Genomic DNA, 15,006 nt, shown 5'->3' with positions numbered 1-15,006 from the left:
ACCCTTATTTTTTTAGGGGTTAATTAAAAATATTATATTTTTTATCAGTTTAATTACTAATTTTGCAATTCATACCACTTTTAAAACTATAAATATGTCTTTAGTAAGGTTCAATGCTGTTAAAGAAAGTTTGTCTAGGCAAAATTTTGTGATAAATGAAAAAGGAACTCGTTCTAAAAAATTTGGAAACCATGTTTTTAACGAGGAAAGAATGTTGCAGTTCTTAACCAAAGATGCGCTGGCAACTGTAAAAGAAGCTATTTTTTCTGGAGCTAAAATAGATCGTAAAATAGCAGATCAAGTAGCAGAAGGTATAAAGTCTTGGGCAATAACAATGGGTGCTACGCATTACACACATTGGTTTCAGCCATTAACCGGAACAACAGCAGAAAAACATGATGCTTTTTTTGATGTTTTAAATGATGGGCGAGCTTTAGAAAAATTTGGAGGCGGACAATTGGTACAGCAGGAACCAGATGCTTCTAGTTTTCCTAGTGGAGGAATTAGAAATACGTTTGAAGCAAGAGGATATACCGCATGGGACCCTACTTCTGCAGCTTTTATATATGATAAAACTTTATGTATACCTACAATATTTGTTTCTTATACTGGTGAAGCTTTAGATAACAAGGCACCTCTTTTACGTGCATTATCTGCTGTAGATGAGGCAGCAACTGCTGTAGCTAAATATTTTGATAAAAATGTAACTAAAGTAAATGCTACTTTAGGTTGGGAGCAAGAGTATTTTGTTATAGATAAGGCTTTGGCATACTCTAGACCAGATATTATACTTACAGGTAGAACTTTGGTTGGTCATCATGCAGCAAAAGGACAACAATTAGATGATCATTATTTTGGTGTTATTCCTAGTAGGGTGCTTAACTTTATGAAAGAGCTAGAGGTAGAGTGTATTAAACTAGGTATACCTGTTAAAACCAGACATAATGAGGTTGCTCCTAATCAGTTTGAGCTTGCTCCGGTTTTTGAAGAAGCAAACCTTGCAGTAGACCATAACCTATTATTAATGGATGTTATGGATAAAATTGCAGACAAACATAATTTAAAAGTCTTGTTTCATGAAAAGCCATTTGCACATATAAATGGTTCTGGTAAGCATAACAATTGGTCGTTAGCAACAGATACAGGTACTAACTTGTTAAGTCCTGGTTCTACGCCAATGAAAAATCTTCAGTTTTTAACGTTCTTTATCAATACAATAAAAGCAGTAGATACGTATGAGGAGTTGCTAAGATCTTCAATAGCATCTGCAAGTAACGATCATAGGTTAGGAGCTAATGAAGCGCCACCAGCAATTTTTTCAATCTTTATAGGCACGCAATTAAGTAGGGTTTTAGATGAGTTAGAAGGTGTTTCTAAAGGAAAATTATCACCAGAAGAAAAAACAGAACTTAAGTTAAATGTAGTTGGTAAAATACCAGAAATACTTTTAGACAATACAGATAGAAACAGAACGTCACCTTTTGCTTTTACAGGTAATAAGTTTGAGATGCGTGGTGTTGGCTCTAAAACAAACTGCTCTAAACCAATGACGGTTTTAAATACAATTGTAGCAAAGCAATTAATAGAATTTAAAACAGAGGTAGATGAACTTATAGATAATAAGAGTCTTAAAAAGGACGAAGCTGTTTTTAACGTTTTAAGAGAGTATATCAAAACATCTAAAAGAATTAGGTTTGATGGTGATGGTTATAGTAAAGAATGGGAAAAAGAAGCTAAAAAAAGAAAATTAAGTAATAACAAAAATACACCTCAAGCTTTAAAAGTTTTAACTTCTAAAGAGAGTTTAGACCTTTTTAAGTCTATGAAGGTAATGAGTGATGTAGAGATTACAGCTAGGCAAGAAATTGAGCTAGAATCATATATCATGCATGTACAAATAGAAGGTCGTGTTTTTAATGAGTTAGTCTATAGTCATATTGTGCCAGCAGCATTGGCTTATCAAAATAAATTAATACAAACTATAGTAGGTTTAAAAAGCATTTATGGCGATTCTTATAAAACAATGGCAGCTTCGCAAACTACTATTTTAGAAGAAATTCTAGAGCATATAAATGGTATTAAAGAAAAGACAGATGCTATGACCCAAGCACGTAGAGATGCAAATAACTTAAAAGATTTAAGTAAAAAAGCATTTGCTTATTGTGATAATGTAAAACCGTTTTTTGAAGAAATTAGACACCATAGTGATAAGCTAGAGCAGTTGATAGAGAATGAGTTATGGCCTTTAACAAAATATAGAGAGCTGTTATTTACAAAATAAAGGCAAAGATTTTAATAGTTGCTTTTTAGATATTTTTAGTATTTTTTTAGATGTCTAATGGGTGAGTTACATTAATATCATATATTTGTTTCTTGATATAAATCAAACCTATTTGAAAATATGGAATATTTAGACTTTGAACTCCCTATCAAAGAGCTAGAAGAGCAGCTAGATAAGTGTCAGATAATTGGCAAGGAGAGTGATGTTGATGTATCTGAAACTTGTAAGCAGATAGAGAAAAAATTAACAGAGACTAGAAAAGATATATATAAAAATCTTACACCTTGGCAAAGGGTGCAATTATCTAGACACCCAAACAGACCTTATACATTAGACTACATAAACGCAATCTGCGGAGATACTTTTTTAGAGCTTCACGGAGATCGTAATGTAAAAGATGATAAAGCAATGATTGGTGGTCTTGGTAAAATTGGTGACCAAAGTTTTATGTTTATTGGTCAGCAAAAAGGATACAATACTAAAACCAGACAGTATCGTAATTTTGGTATGGCTAACCCAGAGGGCTACCGTAAAGCATTACGTTTAATGAAATCTGCTGAAAAGTTTGATGTTCCTGTTGTATGTTTTATAGATACTCCAGGTGCTTACCCAGGTATTGAAGCAGAAGAACGTGGGCAAGGTGAGGCTATTGCACGTAATATATTAGAAATGACACGCCTTAAAGTGCCAATTATTGTTGTAATAATAGGAGAAGGTGCTTCTGGTGGTGCATTAGGTATTGGTGTTGGTGATAAAGTACTAATGTTAGAAAATACGTGGTACTCTGTAATCTCTCCAGAATCTTGTTCTTCAATTTTATGGAGAAGCTGGGAGTATAAAGAGCAAGCTGCTGAAGCATTAAAACTTACAGCAACAGATATGAAGAAATTAAAACTTATTGATGAAATTGTACGTGAACCAGCAGGTGGAGCTCATGCAAACAGAGATAAGAATTTTACAATTGTAAAAAACAAAATTATTTCTCATTTTGATGATCTTAAAAAGTTATCACCAAAAGAATTGGTAGAAAACAGAATGGGTAAATATGAAAGTATGGGAGTCTTTAATGGCTAACAGGCATTTTTATTCAAAATAATAAAAATCCAAAGTTTAATCTTTGGATTTTTTTTGGTTATGAACACAAATTCGTAACTTATCAACAGGTCAATTGTTAATCAATAGTGAATATCACTACACCCATTTTATAAGTTAACTAAACGTTAATTGCATACTTTAGCAAATATGGATAAGCCAAGCCCAGTAGTAGGACATAAGATAGATAAATCTACAATTATAAATTTAGAGAGAGGAAAAATACCGCCACAAGCCGTTGATTTAGAGGAGGTTGTGATTGGTGCAATGATGATTGATAAAAAAGGTGTAGATGAAGTTATAGATATTTTACATCCAGATGTTTTTTATAAAGAAGCACACAAAAATATATATGAAGCAATTTTTAAGTTGTTTGAATCTTCTGAACCGATAGATTTATTAACTGTTTCTACCCAATTAAAGCAAGATGGGAAGTTAGATGTTTCAGGAGGAGATTTTTACCTTATTAAATTAACCCAAAAAGTTACATCTTCTGCTCATATAGAGTTTCACGCTAGAATTATTCTTCAGAAATTTATTCAAAGAAGTTTAATAAAAATTTCTAATGAAATTATACAGGAAGCATATGAAGATGCTACAGATGTATTTGATTTATTAGATGCAGCAGAATCTAAATTGTATGATGTTACACAGGGTAACTTAAAACGTTCTGCAGAAACAGCGCAAAACTTAGTAATACAGGCTAAGAAAAGAATTGAAGAAATATCTGGTAAAGAAGGTTTAAGTGGTGTACCATCTGGTTTTCATAAGTTAGATGAGTTAACATCTGGTTGGCAGCCCAGTGATTTAATTATTGTAGCAGCACGTCCTGGTATGGGTAAAACAGCATTTACCTTATCTATGGCGCGTAATATGGCAGTACAATCTCAAATGCCAGTTGCCTTTTTCTCATTAGAGATGTCTTCTGTACAGTTAATAACAAGACTTATTTCTTCAGAAACAGGTTTGTCATCAGAAAAACTACGTACAGGTAAATTAGAAAAACACGAGTGGGAGCAGTTAAATGTTAAAGTAAAAACATTAGAGTCTGCACCGTTGTTTATAGATGACACTCCGTCTCTTTCTATTTTTGACTTAAGAGCAAAATGTAGAAGACTAGCATCACAACACGGTATAAAAATGATCATGATTGATTATTTGCAGCTTATGACCGCAGGTGGAACACAAAAAGGAGGAAACAGGGAACAAGAAATTTCTACAATTTCTAGAAACTTAAAAGCACTAGCAAAAGAACTTAATGTGCCAGTAATTGCACTTTCACAGTTATCAAGGGCAGTAGAAACACGTGGTGGCAGTAAAAGACCAATTCTATCAGATTTACGTGAATCTGGAGCAATTGAACAAGATGCCGATATTGTATCGTTTATTTACAGACCAGAATACTATAAAATTGATGAGTGGGATGATGATGAACACTCTCCAACACAAGGTCAGGGTGAATTTATTGTAGCAAAACACAGGAATGGTGGTTTAGAAAATATTAGACTTAAATTTATTGGTAGTCAAGGTAAGTTTGATAACCTAGATGATTTTGATTCTCCTGTAGAATTTCAATCTAAAATGAATGAAAACGAAGAAAATCCATTTTTAACACAAGGGTTGCCAAGTGCAAATGAGGCTTTTGGTAGTTCTATGAATGATGGATTACCTCCCGAGGACGATAATGACGTTCCTTTTTAATTAAATATTTAAAAATTGTTCTGTGCTTTTTATGTGTAGAACAATTTTTTTTGCTTTTTAAGATTTGCTTAGGCAATATAAAATGAGATTTACTTACCTTTAAAAGGCAAAAAATATCATTTAGAATGCGCAAATACCTTTTACTTTTTTCTTTTCTTTTGTGTACGCTATGTACAATGGCTTCTAACATTCTAATTCCTATGGATGCAGAAAGTCAAAAAAATCATTTAAAAGCATATGGTATAACCTATTGGGTATTAGCTAAACAGCAAAAAGTACATTGGTTGTTAAATTACAGAGGTGGTTCTTTTCTTCTACCAGATGGTGATGCTATTCGTAAAGAATGTCAAATAAGAGGAGTTTCTTTTGAGGTTTTATCTACAGCTCAATCAGAACAAATTTTAGAAGAAATTAGCAGCCCGTCTAAAAATCAAGATGCAGTTATTTTAGAAAAAGCACCTAAAGTTGCAGTGTACTCACCCAAGGGCAATCAGCCATGGGATGATGCTGTTACTATGGTGTTAACGTATGCAGAAATTCCTTATGTTACCATTTATGACGAGGAAGTTTTAAGTGATAAACTGGCTTTATATGATTGGCTACATTTGCACCATGAAGATTTTACGGGTCAGTATGGTAAGTTTTATGGTAGTTACAAAGCTGCTCCGTGGTATATAGAAAATAAAAAGAAATCTGAAGAATTGGCTAGCAAACTAGGGTATTCTAAAGTTTCTGAGGAAAAAGCAGCAGTTGCTACAAAAATTAGAAACTACGTAATAGGAGGTGGTTTTATGTTTGCTATGTGTTCCGCTACAGATAGTTTTGATATTGCTTTATCTGCAGAAGGTGTAGATATTTGTGAGCCAATGTTTGATGGTGATGCATCTGATCCTAGTTACCAAACTCAAATAGATTATAAAAAAACATTTGCGTTTAAAGATTTTACACTAGAGCGTAACCCAATGGTTTATGAATTTTCGAATATAGATATGACTCAAAAAAGACAAATATCTAAAGAAACTGATTATTTTTCGTTAATGGATTTTTCAGCAAAGTGGGATCCAGTACCAACAATGCTTTGTCAAAACCATACTTCCTTGGTAAAAGGGTTTATGGGGCAAACAACATCTTTTAATAGATTATTAATAAAATCAAATGTTTTGGTTTTAGGAGAAAATAAAATAAATAATGAGGCTAGGTATATTCACGGTATAAAAGGAAAAGGCTTTTTTACTTTTTACGGTGGTCATGATCCAGAAGACTATCAGCACAGGGTAGGGGATCCAAAAACCGAGTTAGAGTTGCATCCTACATCCCCTGGTTATAGGCTAATATTAAATAATGTATTGTTTCCTGCTGCTCGTAAAAAAAAGAAAAAGACTTAATTTCTAGTTTCTAAAAGTAGATCTAAAATAGTTTCAACGCCATATTCATCATTACTTTTGGTGCTGTAGTTAGCGGCTTTTGTAACGTTTGGGTGTGCATTTTTCATTGCAAAACTAAAATCTGCAAGGGCAAGCATCTCTAAATCATTATTAAAATCTCCAAACACCATAGTTTCTGCAGAAGAAATATTAAACATGTCTTGGAGTTTTTTTAAAGCGTGTCCCTTGTGTGCATCATTATGAGATAAGTCTAGCCAATTTTCTCCAGATATTTTCACCTTTAAATTAGATTCTAAGTGTTTTACCTTTGGATAGATAAAGGTTTCAGAGCTTTCAAAATGATAAATTGCTATTTTTAAAATATCATCATCATAACTTTTTAGATTCTCTAAAAGTGCATATTCAGCATAGTACTCTTTAAATTTCATAATAAATTCTTCAGAGTTAGATGAGATATAGGCTTTCTTTTTGCCGCAGAGTACAGGATAAACATTGTCTATGGTAGAAATTAAGTCTAGCAGTTCTAATATAGTATTTTTATCTAAGCCAGTTTGCAGCAACTCCTTGTCTTTGTCTTTTGCAATGGCACCATTTTCAGCAATAACTAAAATATCATTTTTTATAGGGTGTAATTTATCTACTATACTATGGTATTGTCTACCGCTGGCAGCAACAAATAAAATGTTGTTTTCTTTTAATTTTTTAAATTGATTAAGGAACTTTTCACTAACCTCGTGTTTAGAGTTTAGTAAGGTGCCGTCCATATCTGTAACAACCATTTTTACTTTAGATAAATCCATATGTTTTTGCTAAATTATAAGTAGCAAAGATATTCTTTATCTTAAAAGATTAGTATAAATAATACTTAATCATTTTGTAAATTATAGAGGTTTGTTCATTAAAGAAACTTAATACTCATTGGATATTTGTATAGTCTTTTTTCAGAAGCTGCCATACCACCCATTATTGGAGTTATTATCATTAATAAAGCTAGTGCAATACCAACAAAAAATAGTATAAACAAAAACAAAAAGCCTACAATGAATAACGATAAAACCATAGATACTAACAGTAGTATAGAAAATACAACAGAGTAAATTAGTACACTAATTTGAAAATTAATTACAGCTCTACCATGCTCATCCATATCTTTTATATCCTTTTTTTTTGAGGACCATATTATAATTGGCACAATAATGCCAAAAGGGCCTAAAAAATTTAGGAGCTGAGAATAATGCATTAAGGATATAGAGCTGTAATCTTCTTGTAATTCGTTATTGTGCATTAACTGTTTTTATGATGTTTTTTTCGTAGTTCAAAGAACGTTAAAAAAGCAGTAATTAGTATGCATAACGTAATAAAAAAGTATGGGTTTTTCTCGGTAAGGTTAATTAAGAAGTCAGTCATCTCTGCAAATTCTCCTGTCATAATCGTTTCTGTATTTATAATGTTTATTGTTTTAGGTAGATGTAAAACTGCCTAAAGGTTGCTTTTTATTTTAAATAAAATATTAGCTATAGTATAAAACATTTCATAAGTGTAAATATTGTGTTACTAAAGCTTAAAGTTTTGTCAAAAAAAAACCTGCTCATAAAAGAGCAGGTTTTATTCACCTAAGCGAGATGAATTATTTTTTTACTTTACCTTGTTTACAATAGCTTTAAAAGCTTCTGGGTGGTTCATAGCTAAATCAGCTAAAACCTTACGGTTTAACTCAATGTTGTTAGCTTTAACTTTACCCATAAACTGAGAGTAAGACATTCCATGTAATCTAGCACCCGCATTAATACGAGTAATCCATAAAGCACGGAAATTTCTTTTCTTAACTCTACGGTCTCTGTAAGCATATTGCATTGCTTTTTCAACCGCATTTTTAGCTACTGTCCAAACGTTTTTACGTCTTCCAAAGTAACCTTTGGCTTGCTTCATAACCTTTTTTCTTCTGGCTCTAGAAGCAACTGAATTTACTGATCTTGGCATAAATTTTAATTTTTTTTGTAGTAGGCGGTCTTAATTAAGACACTTTGTTTTTAAGCCTAACTCCATGGTTAATAATAATTACCGTAAAGAATCTAATTACTTTAAACGTAACTGCTCTTTAATACTTTTTACATCAGACTCATGTACTAATCCACTATGAGTTAATGCAAGCTTACGCTTCTTAGATTTTTTTGTCAAAATGTGACTCTTAAAAGCGTGCTTTCTTTTTATTTTACCTGTACCTGTAAGCTTAAAACGCTTTTTAGCACTGGATTTAGTTTTCATTTTAGGCATTTTTCTCCTATTTAATAAATTAAATACCGAAAAAACTCCGGTATTTCTCGCTTAGTATTCCAAACTATTACATTTGGTTTATTTTAAAATACTTAACTAAAAGTATTTTTATTTTTTCGTTTTAGGAGCTAAAAACATTGTCATTCTTTTACCTTCTAACTTTGGCATTTGCTCTACTTTACCTAGTTCTTCTAGTTCTTGAGCAAGACGTAACAACAATATTTCTCCTTGATCTTTATAGACAATAGATCTACCTTTAAAGAACACATATGCTTTTAATTTAGCACCATCCTTTAAAAATTTCTCTGCGTGTTTTTTCTTAAACTCATAATCATGATCATCAGTTTGTGGTCCAAAACGTATTTCTTTAACAACAACTTTAGACGCTTTGGCTTTCATAACCTTTTCACGCTTCTTTTGTTCGTATAAGAACTTCTTGTAATCTATAATTTTACACACAGGAGGATCTGCTTTTGGTGAGATTTCTACCAAATCTAATTCTAACTCCTCTGCTTTTGCTAACGCCACTTTAGTCGTGTAAACACCAACCTCTACATTATCACCAACCAAACGTACATTAGGTACTTTTATATCGCTGTTAATATTGTGCGGGTTTTTATTCTCTCTCCTCGGCTGTGGCCTAAATCTCTTTCTAATTGCTATAACTAATAATTTTTAGATTAAACTTCTATTTTTTTAAAACGACTTTAAGGTACTATTTATTTCGCTAGTTACCAAGTCACTAAAATCTTTTATTGAGATAGAGCCTAAATCTTCACCTCCGTGTTTACGCACAGATATTGTGTTTGTAGCCTCTTCATTCTCGCCAATGATAATCATAAAAGGGATTTTATTCATCTCTGCTTCCCTAATTTTCTTACCAACCGTTTCGTTTCTGTTGTCTAGCAGGGCGCGAATTTCGTCATTTTCTAATGAATTTAAAACTTTTTTCGCATATTTCTCATATTTCTCGCTAACAGGCAGTATTATTACTTGTTCTGGTGTTAGCCATAATGGGAAATTACCTCCTGTGTGCTCAAGTAATATGGCAATAAAACGTTCCATACTTCCAAAAGGTGCACGGTGTATCATTACAGGTCTGTGGTCTTCATTGTCACTACCTTTATATGTAAGCTCAAAACGTTCTGGTAAGTTGTAATCTACTTGTATTGTTCCTAACTGCCAGTTTCTACCTAATGCATCTTTTACCATAAAGTCTAACTTAGGACCATAAAATGCAGCTTCACCACTTTCTATAACAAAATCAAGACCTTTTTCTTTGGCTGCATTTATAATTGCATTTTCTGCTTTTTCCCAGTTTTCAACATTACCTATGTATTTGTCGGGATTATTTAAATCTCTTACAGATACTTGTGCTTTAAAGTTTTCAAAACCCAAAGATCCAAATACATAAAGTACTAAATCAATCACATCTTTAAACTCTTCATCTAATTGTTCTGGAGTACAAAAAATATGAGCATCATCCTGAGTAAAACCTCTAACACGTGTTAATCCGTGTAGTTCTCCACTTTGTTCGTATCTATAAACAGTACCAAATTCTGCATAACGCTTTGGTAAATCTTTGTAAGAATGTGGTTTAAAATTAAAAACCTCACAGTGGTGTGGACAGTTCATCGGTTTTAATAAAAACTCTTCATCCATTTTAGGAGTTTTTATTGGCTGAAAACTATCTTCACCGTATTTGGCATAATGCCCAGACGTTACGTATAGTTCTTTTTGTCCTATATGTGGTGTTACAACCATTTCGTAACCAGCCTTCTTTTGTGCTTTCTTTAAAAAGTTTTCTAATCTTTCTCTTAAAGCAGCGCCTTTTGGTAGCCATAAAGGTAAACCTGCACCAACTTTCTGTGAAAAAGTAAAAAGCTCAAGTTCCTTTCCTAATTTTCTATGGTCTCTTTGTTTTGCTTGCTCTAGTAGCTCTAAGTACTCAGTAAGTTCTTTCTGTTTAGGGAAAGAGATACCGTATATACGTGTAAGTTGTGTTTTGTTTTCGTCACCCCTCCAGTATGCACCAGCAACACTTAATATTTTTATAGCTTTTACAATACCTGTATTAGGTATGTGGCCACCTCTACATAAATCAGTAAAGGTATCGTGGTCGCAAAAAGTAATAGTACCGTCTTCTAAATTTTCAATTAATTCGGTCTTGTATTCGTTACCTTGTTCTTTATATAAAGTTAAAGCTTCTGCTTTGGTAACGGAGCGCATTTTAAAATCGTGTTTCCCTCTTGCAATTTCAATTGCTTTCTTTTCTATTTTAGGAAAATCTTTATCAGATATAGATCTGTCGTCACCCAAATCAACATCATAATAAAATCCGTTTTCAATAGACGGGCCAATGGTTAATTTAACACCAGGGTATAGTTCTTCTATAGCCTGCGCAACAATGTGTGAAGACGAGTGCCAAAAAGCTTGCTTTCCTTCGGTGTCATTCCAAGTATATAAAACCAAAGAACCATCTTCGGTTAAAGGGGTAACGGTTTCTACCGTGGTATCATTAAATTTTGCAGAAATAACATTTCTAGCAAATCCTTCGCTAATGCTTTTAGCAACGTCCATAGGAGTGCTTCCTTCGGAAAATTCTTTTAAAGTACCGTCTGGTAAAGTAATTTTAATCATACCTATTATTAATATATAGTCTACAAAGATAATATCTTGTTTTCACCCTAACAATAATAAATTAGATATTTTACACTATAACAACATTAATACTTGTTGTTTTTGTAACAGAGGTTATATACCTATATATAATGGTAGTAATTGTCTAGTGTTAATTCAAATAATTCTATAGGTCGATAATCGCCATTCAATAGTTAAAGTAATAGGGTTTAAGAGCGGTTAAAACTCGCGGACTGATATTTTTTTAAAAAGCATCAAAAAAGAATGGGTTTTAAACGTCTGAAAAATAGCGTAGTAAAGCTTGTTTTAAAAATACTTTTAAAAAAGATGTAAAAAAGACTTGTGGTGTTAGAAAAGCTGCCTATATTTGCACCCGCTAACGGAAAAACATACGTCATTAAAGTTAGCAAAGTTCATTGAGAAAAGCGTAAAATTAGTTTAAAAATAAGGTTAAGAAATAAGTTAAAAAAAGCTTGTTTGGTAACAATTAAAAGAACTACTTTTGCAGTCCGAATTTGACAAGGTTGTTAAGCGGAAATAAACAGTAAAATAATTTAATTTTTTATTTTGTCAGTTTAAAAAAACGTTTTACATTTGCAACCGCTTTCAGAGAGGACAAAACGATAAGAAATTTTGGAATGATTTGTTTTGAGAATCAGCTAGTTCGAGTCTAGTATTTCTACAAGAATTAAAAGTTCATTTGACATATTGAAGAGACAGCAAAATAATACTACTTGTAGTGTTATTGAATTAAAAAAGAGAATGAGTTTGGTTGAAGACGATTTTAGGTTGTTAAGAATATTTACAAAACAACGATGAAGAGTTTGATCCTGGCTCAGGATGAACGCTAGCGGCAGGCTTAACACATGCAAGTCGAGGGGTAACAGGGGAGCTTGCTTCTGCTGACGACCGGCGCACGGGTGCGTAACGCGTATACAATCTGCCTTATACTAAGGGATAGCCCAGAGAAATTTGGATTAATACCTTATAGTTTATTAAGATGGCATCATTTTAATAATAAAGATTACGGTGTAAGATGAGTATGCGTACCATTAGTTTGTTGGTAAGGTAACGGCTTACCAAGACTACGATGGTTAGGGGCCCTGAGAGGGGGATCCCCCACACTGGTACTGAGACACGGACCAGACTCCTACGGGAGGCAGCAGTGAGGAATATTGGACAATGGAGGAGACTCTGATCCAGCCATGCCGCGTGCAGGAAGACGGTCCTATGGATTGTAAACTGCTTTTATACAGGAAGAATAAGGACTACGTGTAGTCTGGTGACGGTACTGTAAGAATAAGGACCGGCTAACTCCGTGCCAGCAGCCGCGGTAATACGGAGGGTCCGAGCGTTATCCGGAATTATTGGGTTTAAAGGGTCCGTAGGCGGGCCATTAAGTCAGGGGTGAAAGTTTGCAGCTCAACTGTAGAATTGCCTTTGATACTGATGGTCTTGAATTATTGTGAAGTGGTTAGAATATGTAGTGTAGCGGTGAAATGCATAGATATTACATAGAATACCGATTGCGAAGGCAGATCACTAACAATATATTGACGCTGATGGACGAAAGCGTGGGTAGCGAACAGGATTAGATACCCTGGTAGTCCACGCCGTAAACGATGGATACTAGCTGTGTGGTTTTCGGACTGCGCGGCCAAGCGAAAGTGATAAGTATCCCACCTGGGGAGTACGTTCGCAAGAATGAAACTCAAAGGAATTGACGGGGGCCCGCACAAGCGGTGGAGCATGTGGTTTAATTCGATGATACGCGAGGAACCTTACCAGGGCTTAAATGTAGATTGACAGGTTTAGAGATAGACTTTCCTTCGGGCAATTTACAAGGTGCTGCATGGTTGTCGTCAGCTCGTGCCGTGAGGTGTCAGGTTAAGTCCTATAACGAGCGCAACCCCTGTTGTTAGTTACCAGCACATTATGGTGGGGACTCTAGCAAGACTGCCGGTGCAAACCGTGAGGAAGGTGGGGATGACGTCAAATCATCACGGCCCTTACGTCCTGGGCCACACACGTGCTACAATGGTAGGTACAGAGAGCAGCCACTTAGCGATAAGGAGCGAATCTATAAAACCTATCACAGTTCGGATCGGAGTCTGCAACTCGACTCCGTGAAGCTGGAATCGCTAGTAATCGGATATCAGCCATGATCCGGTGAATACGTTCCCGGGCCTTGTACACACCGCCCGTCAAGCCATGGAAGCTGGGGGTACCTGAAGTTCGTCACCGCAAGGAGCGACCTAGGGTAAAACTGGTAACTAGGGCTAAGTCGTAACAAGGTAGCCGTACCGGAAGGTGCGGCTGGAACACCTCCTTTCTAGAGAAAGACGACCGTTACATATTAGATTATGTAGTAAAAATTTAGTTATAATTAGATTTATTTTCTTTTTTCGCTGTCACTTCAAAATATTAAGATACAACAACTAAGATTGAGTCCCATAGCTCAGCTGGTTAGAGCGCTACACTGATAATGTAGAGGTCGGCAGTTCGAGTCTGCCTGGGACTACTAAGTAATGCTTATCAAGAGTAAGGTTTACGGAAGTAGTTAGGGTAAATGAAGAGGCTATAGTTGCTTAGTTTGATTGTATTGAGATAACATTATAAACGTAATGTAGAAGGAAATTCTGGAGTTGAGTAGTAGTTGGCAGTACTAACTACAAGCTACTATATACTACTTTTAGTATATGGGGGATTAGCTCAGCTGGCTAGAGCGCCTGCCTTGCACGCAGGAGGTCATCGGTTCGACTCCGATATTCTCCACCATTCAGTATTGTACTGAAAAACGTTCATTGACATATTGGGACATTGTGTATAATTACCACAGGGGTAATTATCACGATAAGAAATAAAAAGAATACGAAATAGAGAAGAGCAAGAGGCTATTAGATATTTGTAAAGTATCTAGTAGTGACAAGTTATAAAAGGGCGTATGGGGAATGCCTAGGCTCTCAGAGGCGAAGAAGGACGCGATAAGCTGCGAAAATTTGCGGGGATCAGCACATATGATATGATCCGCAAGTATCCGAATGGGGCAACCCGGCATATTGAAGATATGTCATCTCGAAAGAGAAGCAAACCCGGAGAACTGAAACATCTAAGTACCCGGAGGAGGAGAAAACAAAAGTGATTCCGTTAGTAGTGGCGAGCGAACGCGGATTAGTCCAAACCAATATTGTTTCGGCAATATTGGGGTTGTAGGACCACGACATTTGGTGTGTTATGAATTAGAATACGTTGGAAAGCGTAGCAGTATCAGGTGATAGCCCTGTATAAGTAAAGACCATTACCGATAGTGGTATCCTGAGTAGCACGGGCACGTGAAACCTTGTGTGAATTTGGCGGGACCATCCGTTAAGACTAAATACTCCTGAGAGACCGATAGTGAACCAGTACCGTGAGGGAAAGGTGAAAAGAACCCTGAACAAGGGAGTGAAAAAGATCCTGAAACCATACGCTTACAAGCGGTCGGAGCCTTTAGGGGTGACGGCGTGCCTTTTGCATAATGAGCCTACGAGTTACTTTTACCAGCAAGGTTAAGGTCTTATGGACCGGAGCCGTAGCGAAAGCGAGTCTGAATAGGGCGACCATAGTTGGTAGTAGTAGACGCGAAACCGTGTG

The 15,006-nt window shown here is 35.0% G+C and carries 10 protein-coding genes, 2 tRNA genes and 2 rRNA genes (1 of these 14 only partly in view); 8 read left to right on the top strand and 6 right to left on the bottom strand.

Translation table 11 applies throughout. The features are described from left to right. The first annotated feature begins 94 nt into the window (after positions 1–94). The 4 genes from AX016_RS15390 (at position 95) to AX016_RS15375 (ending at position 6,459) form a co-directional block, all read left to right on the top strand. Complete coding sequence (locus AX016_RS15390) at positions 95–2,281, top strand: glutamine synthetase III family protein (RefSeq protein WP_100896455.1); 2,187 nt, start codon at positions 95–97, stop codon at positions 2,279–2,281. Positions 2,282–2,401: 120 nt separating this feature from the next. Next, complete coding sequence (locus tag AX016_RS15385) at positions 2,402–3,355, top strand: acetyl-CoA carboxylase carboxyltransferase subunit alpha (protein ID WP_100896454.1); 954 nt, start codon at positions 2,402–2,404, stop codon at positions 3,353–3,355. A gap of 168 nt (positions 3,356–3,523) precedes the next feature. Next, positions 3,524–5,074 carry a replicative DNA helicase gene (gene dnaB, locus AX016_RS15380; protein WP_100896453.1) on the top strand — a complete coding sequence of 517 codons (1,551 nt, stop codon included), beginning with the start codon at positions 3,524–3,526 and terminating at the stop codon, positions 5,072–5,074. 125 nt (positions 5,075–5,199) lie between these two features. Beyond that, entirely contained in the window at positions 5,200–6,459 is a 1,260-nt protein-coding gene (locus tag AX016_RS15375; protein ID WP_198519448.1) for an asparagine synthetase B, read from the top strand. Here AX016_RS15375 and AX016_RS15370 read toward each other — a convergent pair. From AX016_RS15370 to thrS, 6 genes are all read right to left on the bottom strand, one after another. Continuing rightward, complete coding sequence (locus tag AX016_RS15370; RefSeq protein ID WP_100896452.1) at positions 6,456–7,259, bottom strand: HAD family hydrolase; 804 nt, start codon at positions 7,257–7,259, stop codon at positions 6,456–6,458. The genes AX016_RS15375 and AX016_RS15370 overlap by 4 nt on opposite strands. A 98-nt stretch (positions 7,260–7,357) precedes the next feature. After that, positions 7,358–7,744 carry a DUF4870 domain-containing protein gene (locus AX016_RS15365; RefSeq protein WP_100896451.1) on the bottom strand — a complete coding sequence of 129 codons (387 nt, stop codon included), beginning with the start codon at positions 7,742–7,744 and terminating at the stop codon, positions 7,358–7,360. Positions 7,745–8,094: 350 nt separating this feature from the next. Beyond that, a complete protein-coding gene (gene rplT / locus AX016_RS15360) occupies positions 8,095–8,439 on the bottom strand; it encodes a 50S ribosomal protein L20 (protein WP_013621964.1) in 345 nt (114 codons plus the stop codon). A gap of 96 nt (positions 8,440–8,535) precedes the next feature. Then, positions 8,536–8,733: a 50S ribosomal protein L35 gene (gene rpmI, locus AX016_RS15355; protein ID WP_034647033.1), complete on the bottom strand. Its 198-nt coding sequence runs from the start codon at positions 8,731–8,733 to the stop codon at positions 8,536–8,538. A gap of 108 nt (positions 8,734–8,841) precedes the next feature. Further along, positions 8,842–9,390 (bottom strand): translation initiation factor IF-3, encoded by a 549-nt coding sequence (gene infC, locus AX016_RS15350; RefSeq protein WP_100896450.1) that lies wholly within the window; start codon positions 9,388–9,390, stop codon positions 8,842–8,844. A gap of 39 nt (positions 9,391–9,429) precedes the next feature. Then, positions 9,430–11,373, bottom strand: coding sequence for a threonine--tRNA ligase (gene thrS / locus AX016_RS15345; RefSeq protein ID WP_100896449.1), 1,944 nt, complete (start codon positions 11,371–11,373; stop codon positions 9,430–9,432). An 812-nt stretch (positions 11,374–12,185) separates the two neighbouring features. Here thrS and AX016_RS15340 point away from each other — a divergent pair. The 4 genes from AX016_RS15340 to AX016_RS15325 form a co-directional block, all read left to right on the top strand. Beyond that, positions 12,186–13,705: ribosomal RNA gene (locus tag AX016_RS15340) — 16S ribosomal RNA — on the top strand. Positions 13,706–13,820: 115 nt separating this feature from the next. Next, positions 13,821–13,894: transfer RNA gene (locus AX016_RS15335), tRNA-Ile, on the top strand. Between the two features lie 180 nt (positions 13,895–14,074). Beyond that, positions 14,075–14,151: transfer RNA gene (locus AX016_RS15330), tRNA-Ala, on the top strand. Positions 14,152–14,296: 145 nt separating this feature from the next. Further along, positions 14,297–15,006, top strand: a 23S ribosomal RNA gene (locus AX016_RS15325) (it continues 2,115 nt past the right edge of the window). The 16S and 23S rRNA genes sit together here with 2 tRNA genes alongside, the layout of an rRNA operon.

Source organism: Cellulophaga sp. RHA19 (assembly GCF_002813425.1).
In the GTDB taxonomy this organism is placed as follows: Bacteria; Bacteroidota; Bacteroidia; order Flavobacteriales; family Flavobacteriaceae; genus Cellulophaga.
Note: the sequence above shows the minus strand (reverse complement) of the source record. Positions and strands in the feature narration are given on the sequence as shown.

Excerpts from the sequence above, each read along its gene's own strand:
- AX016_RS15390 (WP_100896455.1), top strand. The coding sequence starts at position 95 with ATGTCTTTAGTAAGGTTCAATGCTGTTAAAGAAAGTTTGTCTAGGCAA.
- AX016_RS15385 (WP_100896454.1), top strand. The coding sequence starts at position 2,402 with ATGGAATATTTAGACTTTGAACTCCCTATCAAAGAGCTAGAAGAGCAG.
- dnaB (WP_100896453.1), top strand. The coding sequence starts at position 3,524 with ATGGATAAGCCAAGCCCAGTAGTAGGACATAAGATAGATAAATCTACA.
- AX016_RS15375 (WP_198519448.1), top strand. The coding sequence starts at position 5,200 with ATGCGCAAATACCTTTTACTTTTTTCTTTTCTTTTGTGTACGCTATGT.
- AX016_RS15370 (WP_100896452.1), bottom strand. The coding sequence starts at position 7,259 with ATGGATTTATCTAAAGTAAAAATGGTTGTTACAGATATGGACGGCACC.
- AX016_RS15365 (WP_100896451.1), bottom strand. The coding sequence starts at position 7,744 with ATGCACAATAACGAATTACAAGAAGATTACAGCTCTATATCCTTAATG.
- rplT (WP_013621964.1), bottom strand. The coding sequence starts at position 8,439 with ATGCCAAGATCAGTAAATTCAGTTGCTTCTAGAGCCAGAAGAAAAAAG.
- rpmI (WP_034647033.1), bottom strand. The coding sequence starts at position 8,733 with ATGCCTAAAATGAAAACTAAATCCAGTGCTAAAAAGCGTTTTAAGCTT.
- thrS (WP_100896449.1), bottom strand. The coding sequence starts at position 11,373 with ATGATTAAAATTACTTTACCAGACGGTACTTTAAAAGAATTTTCCGAA.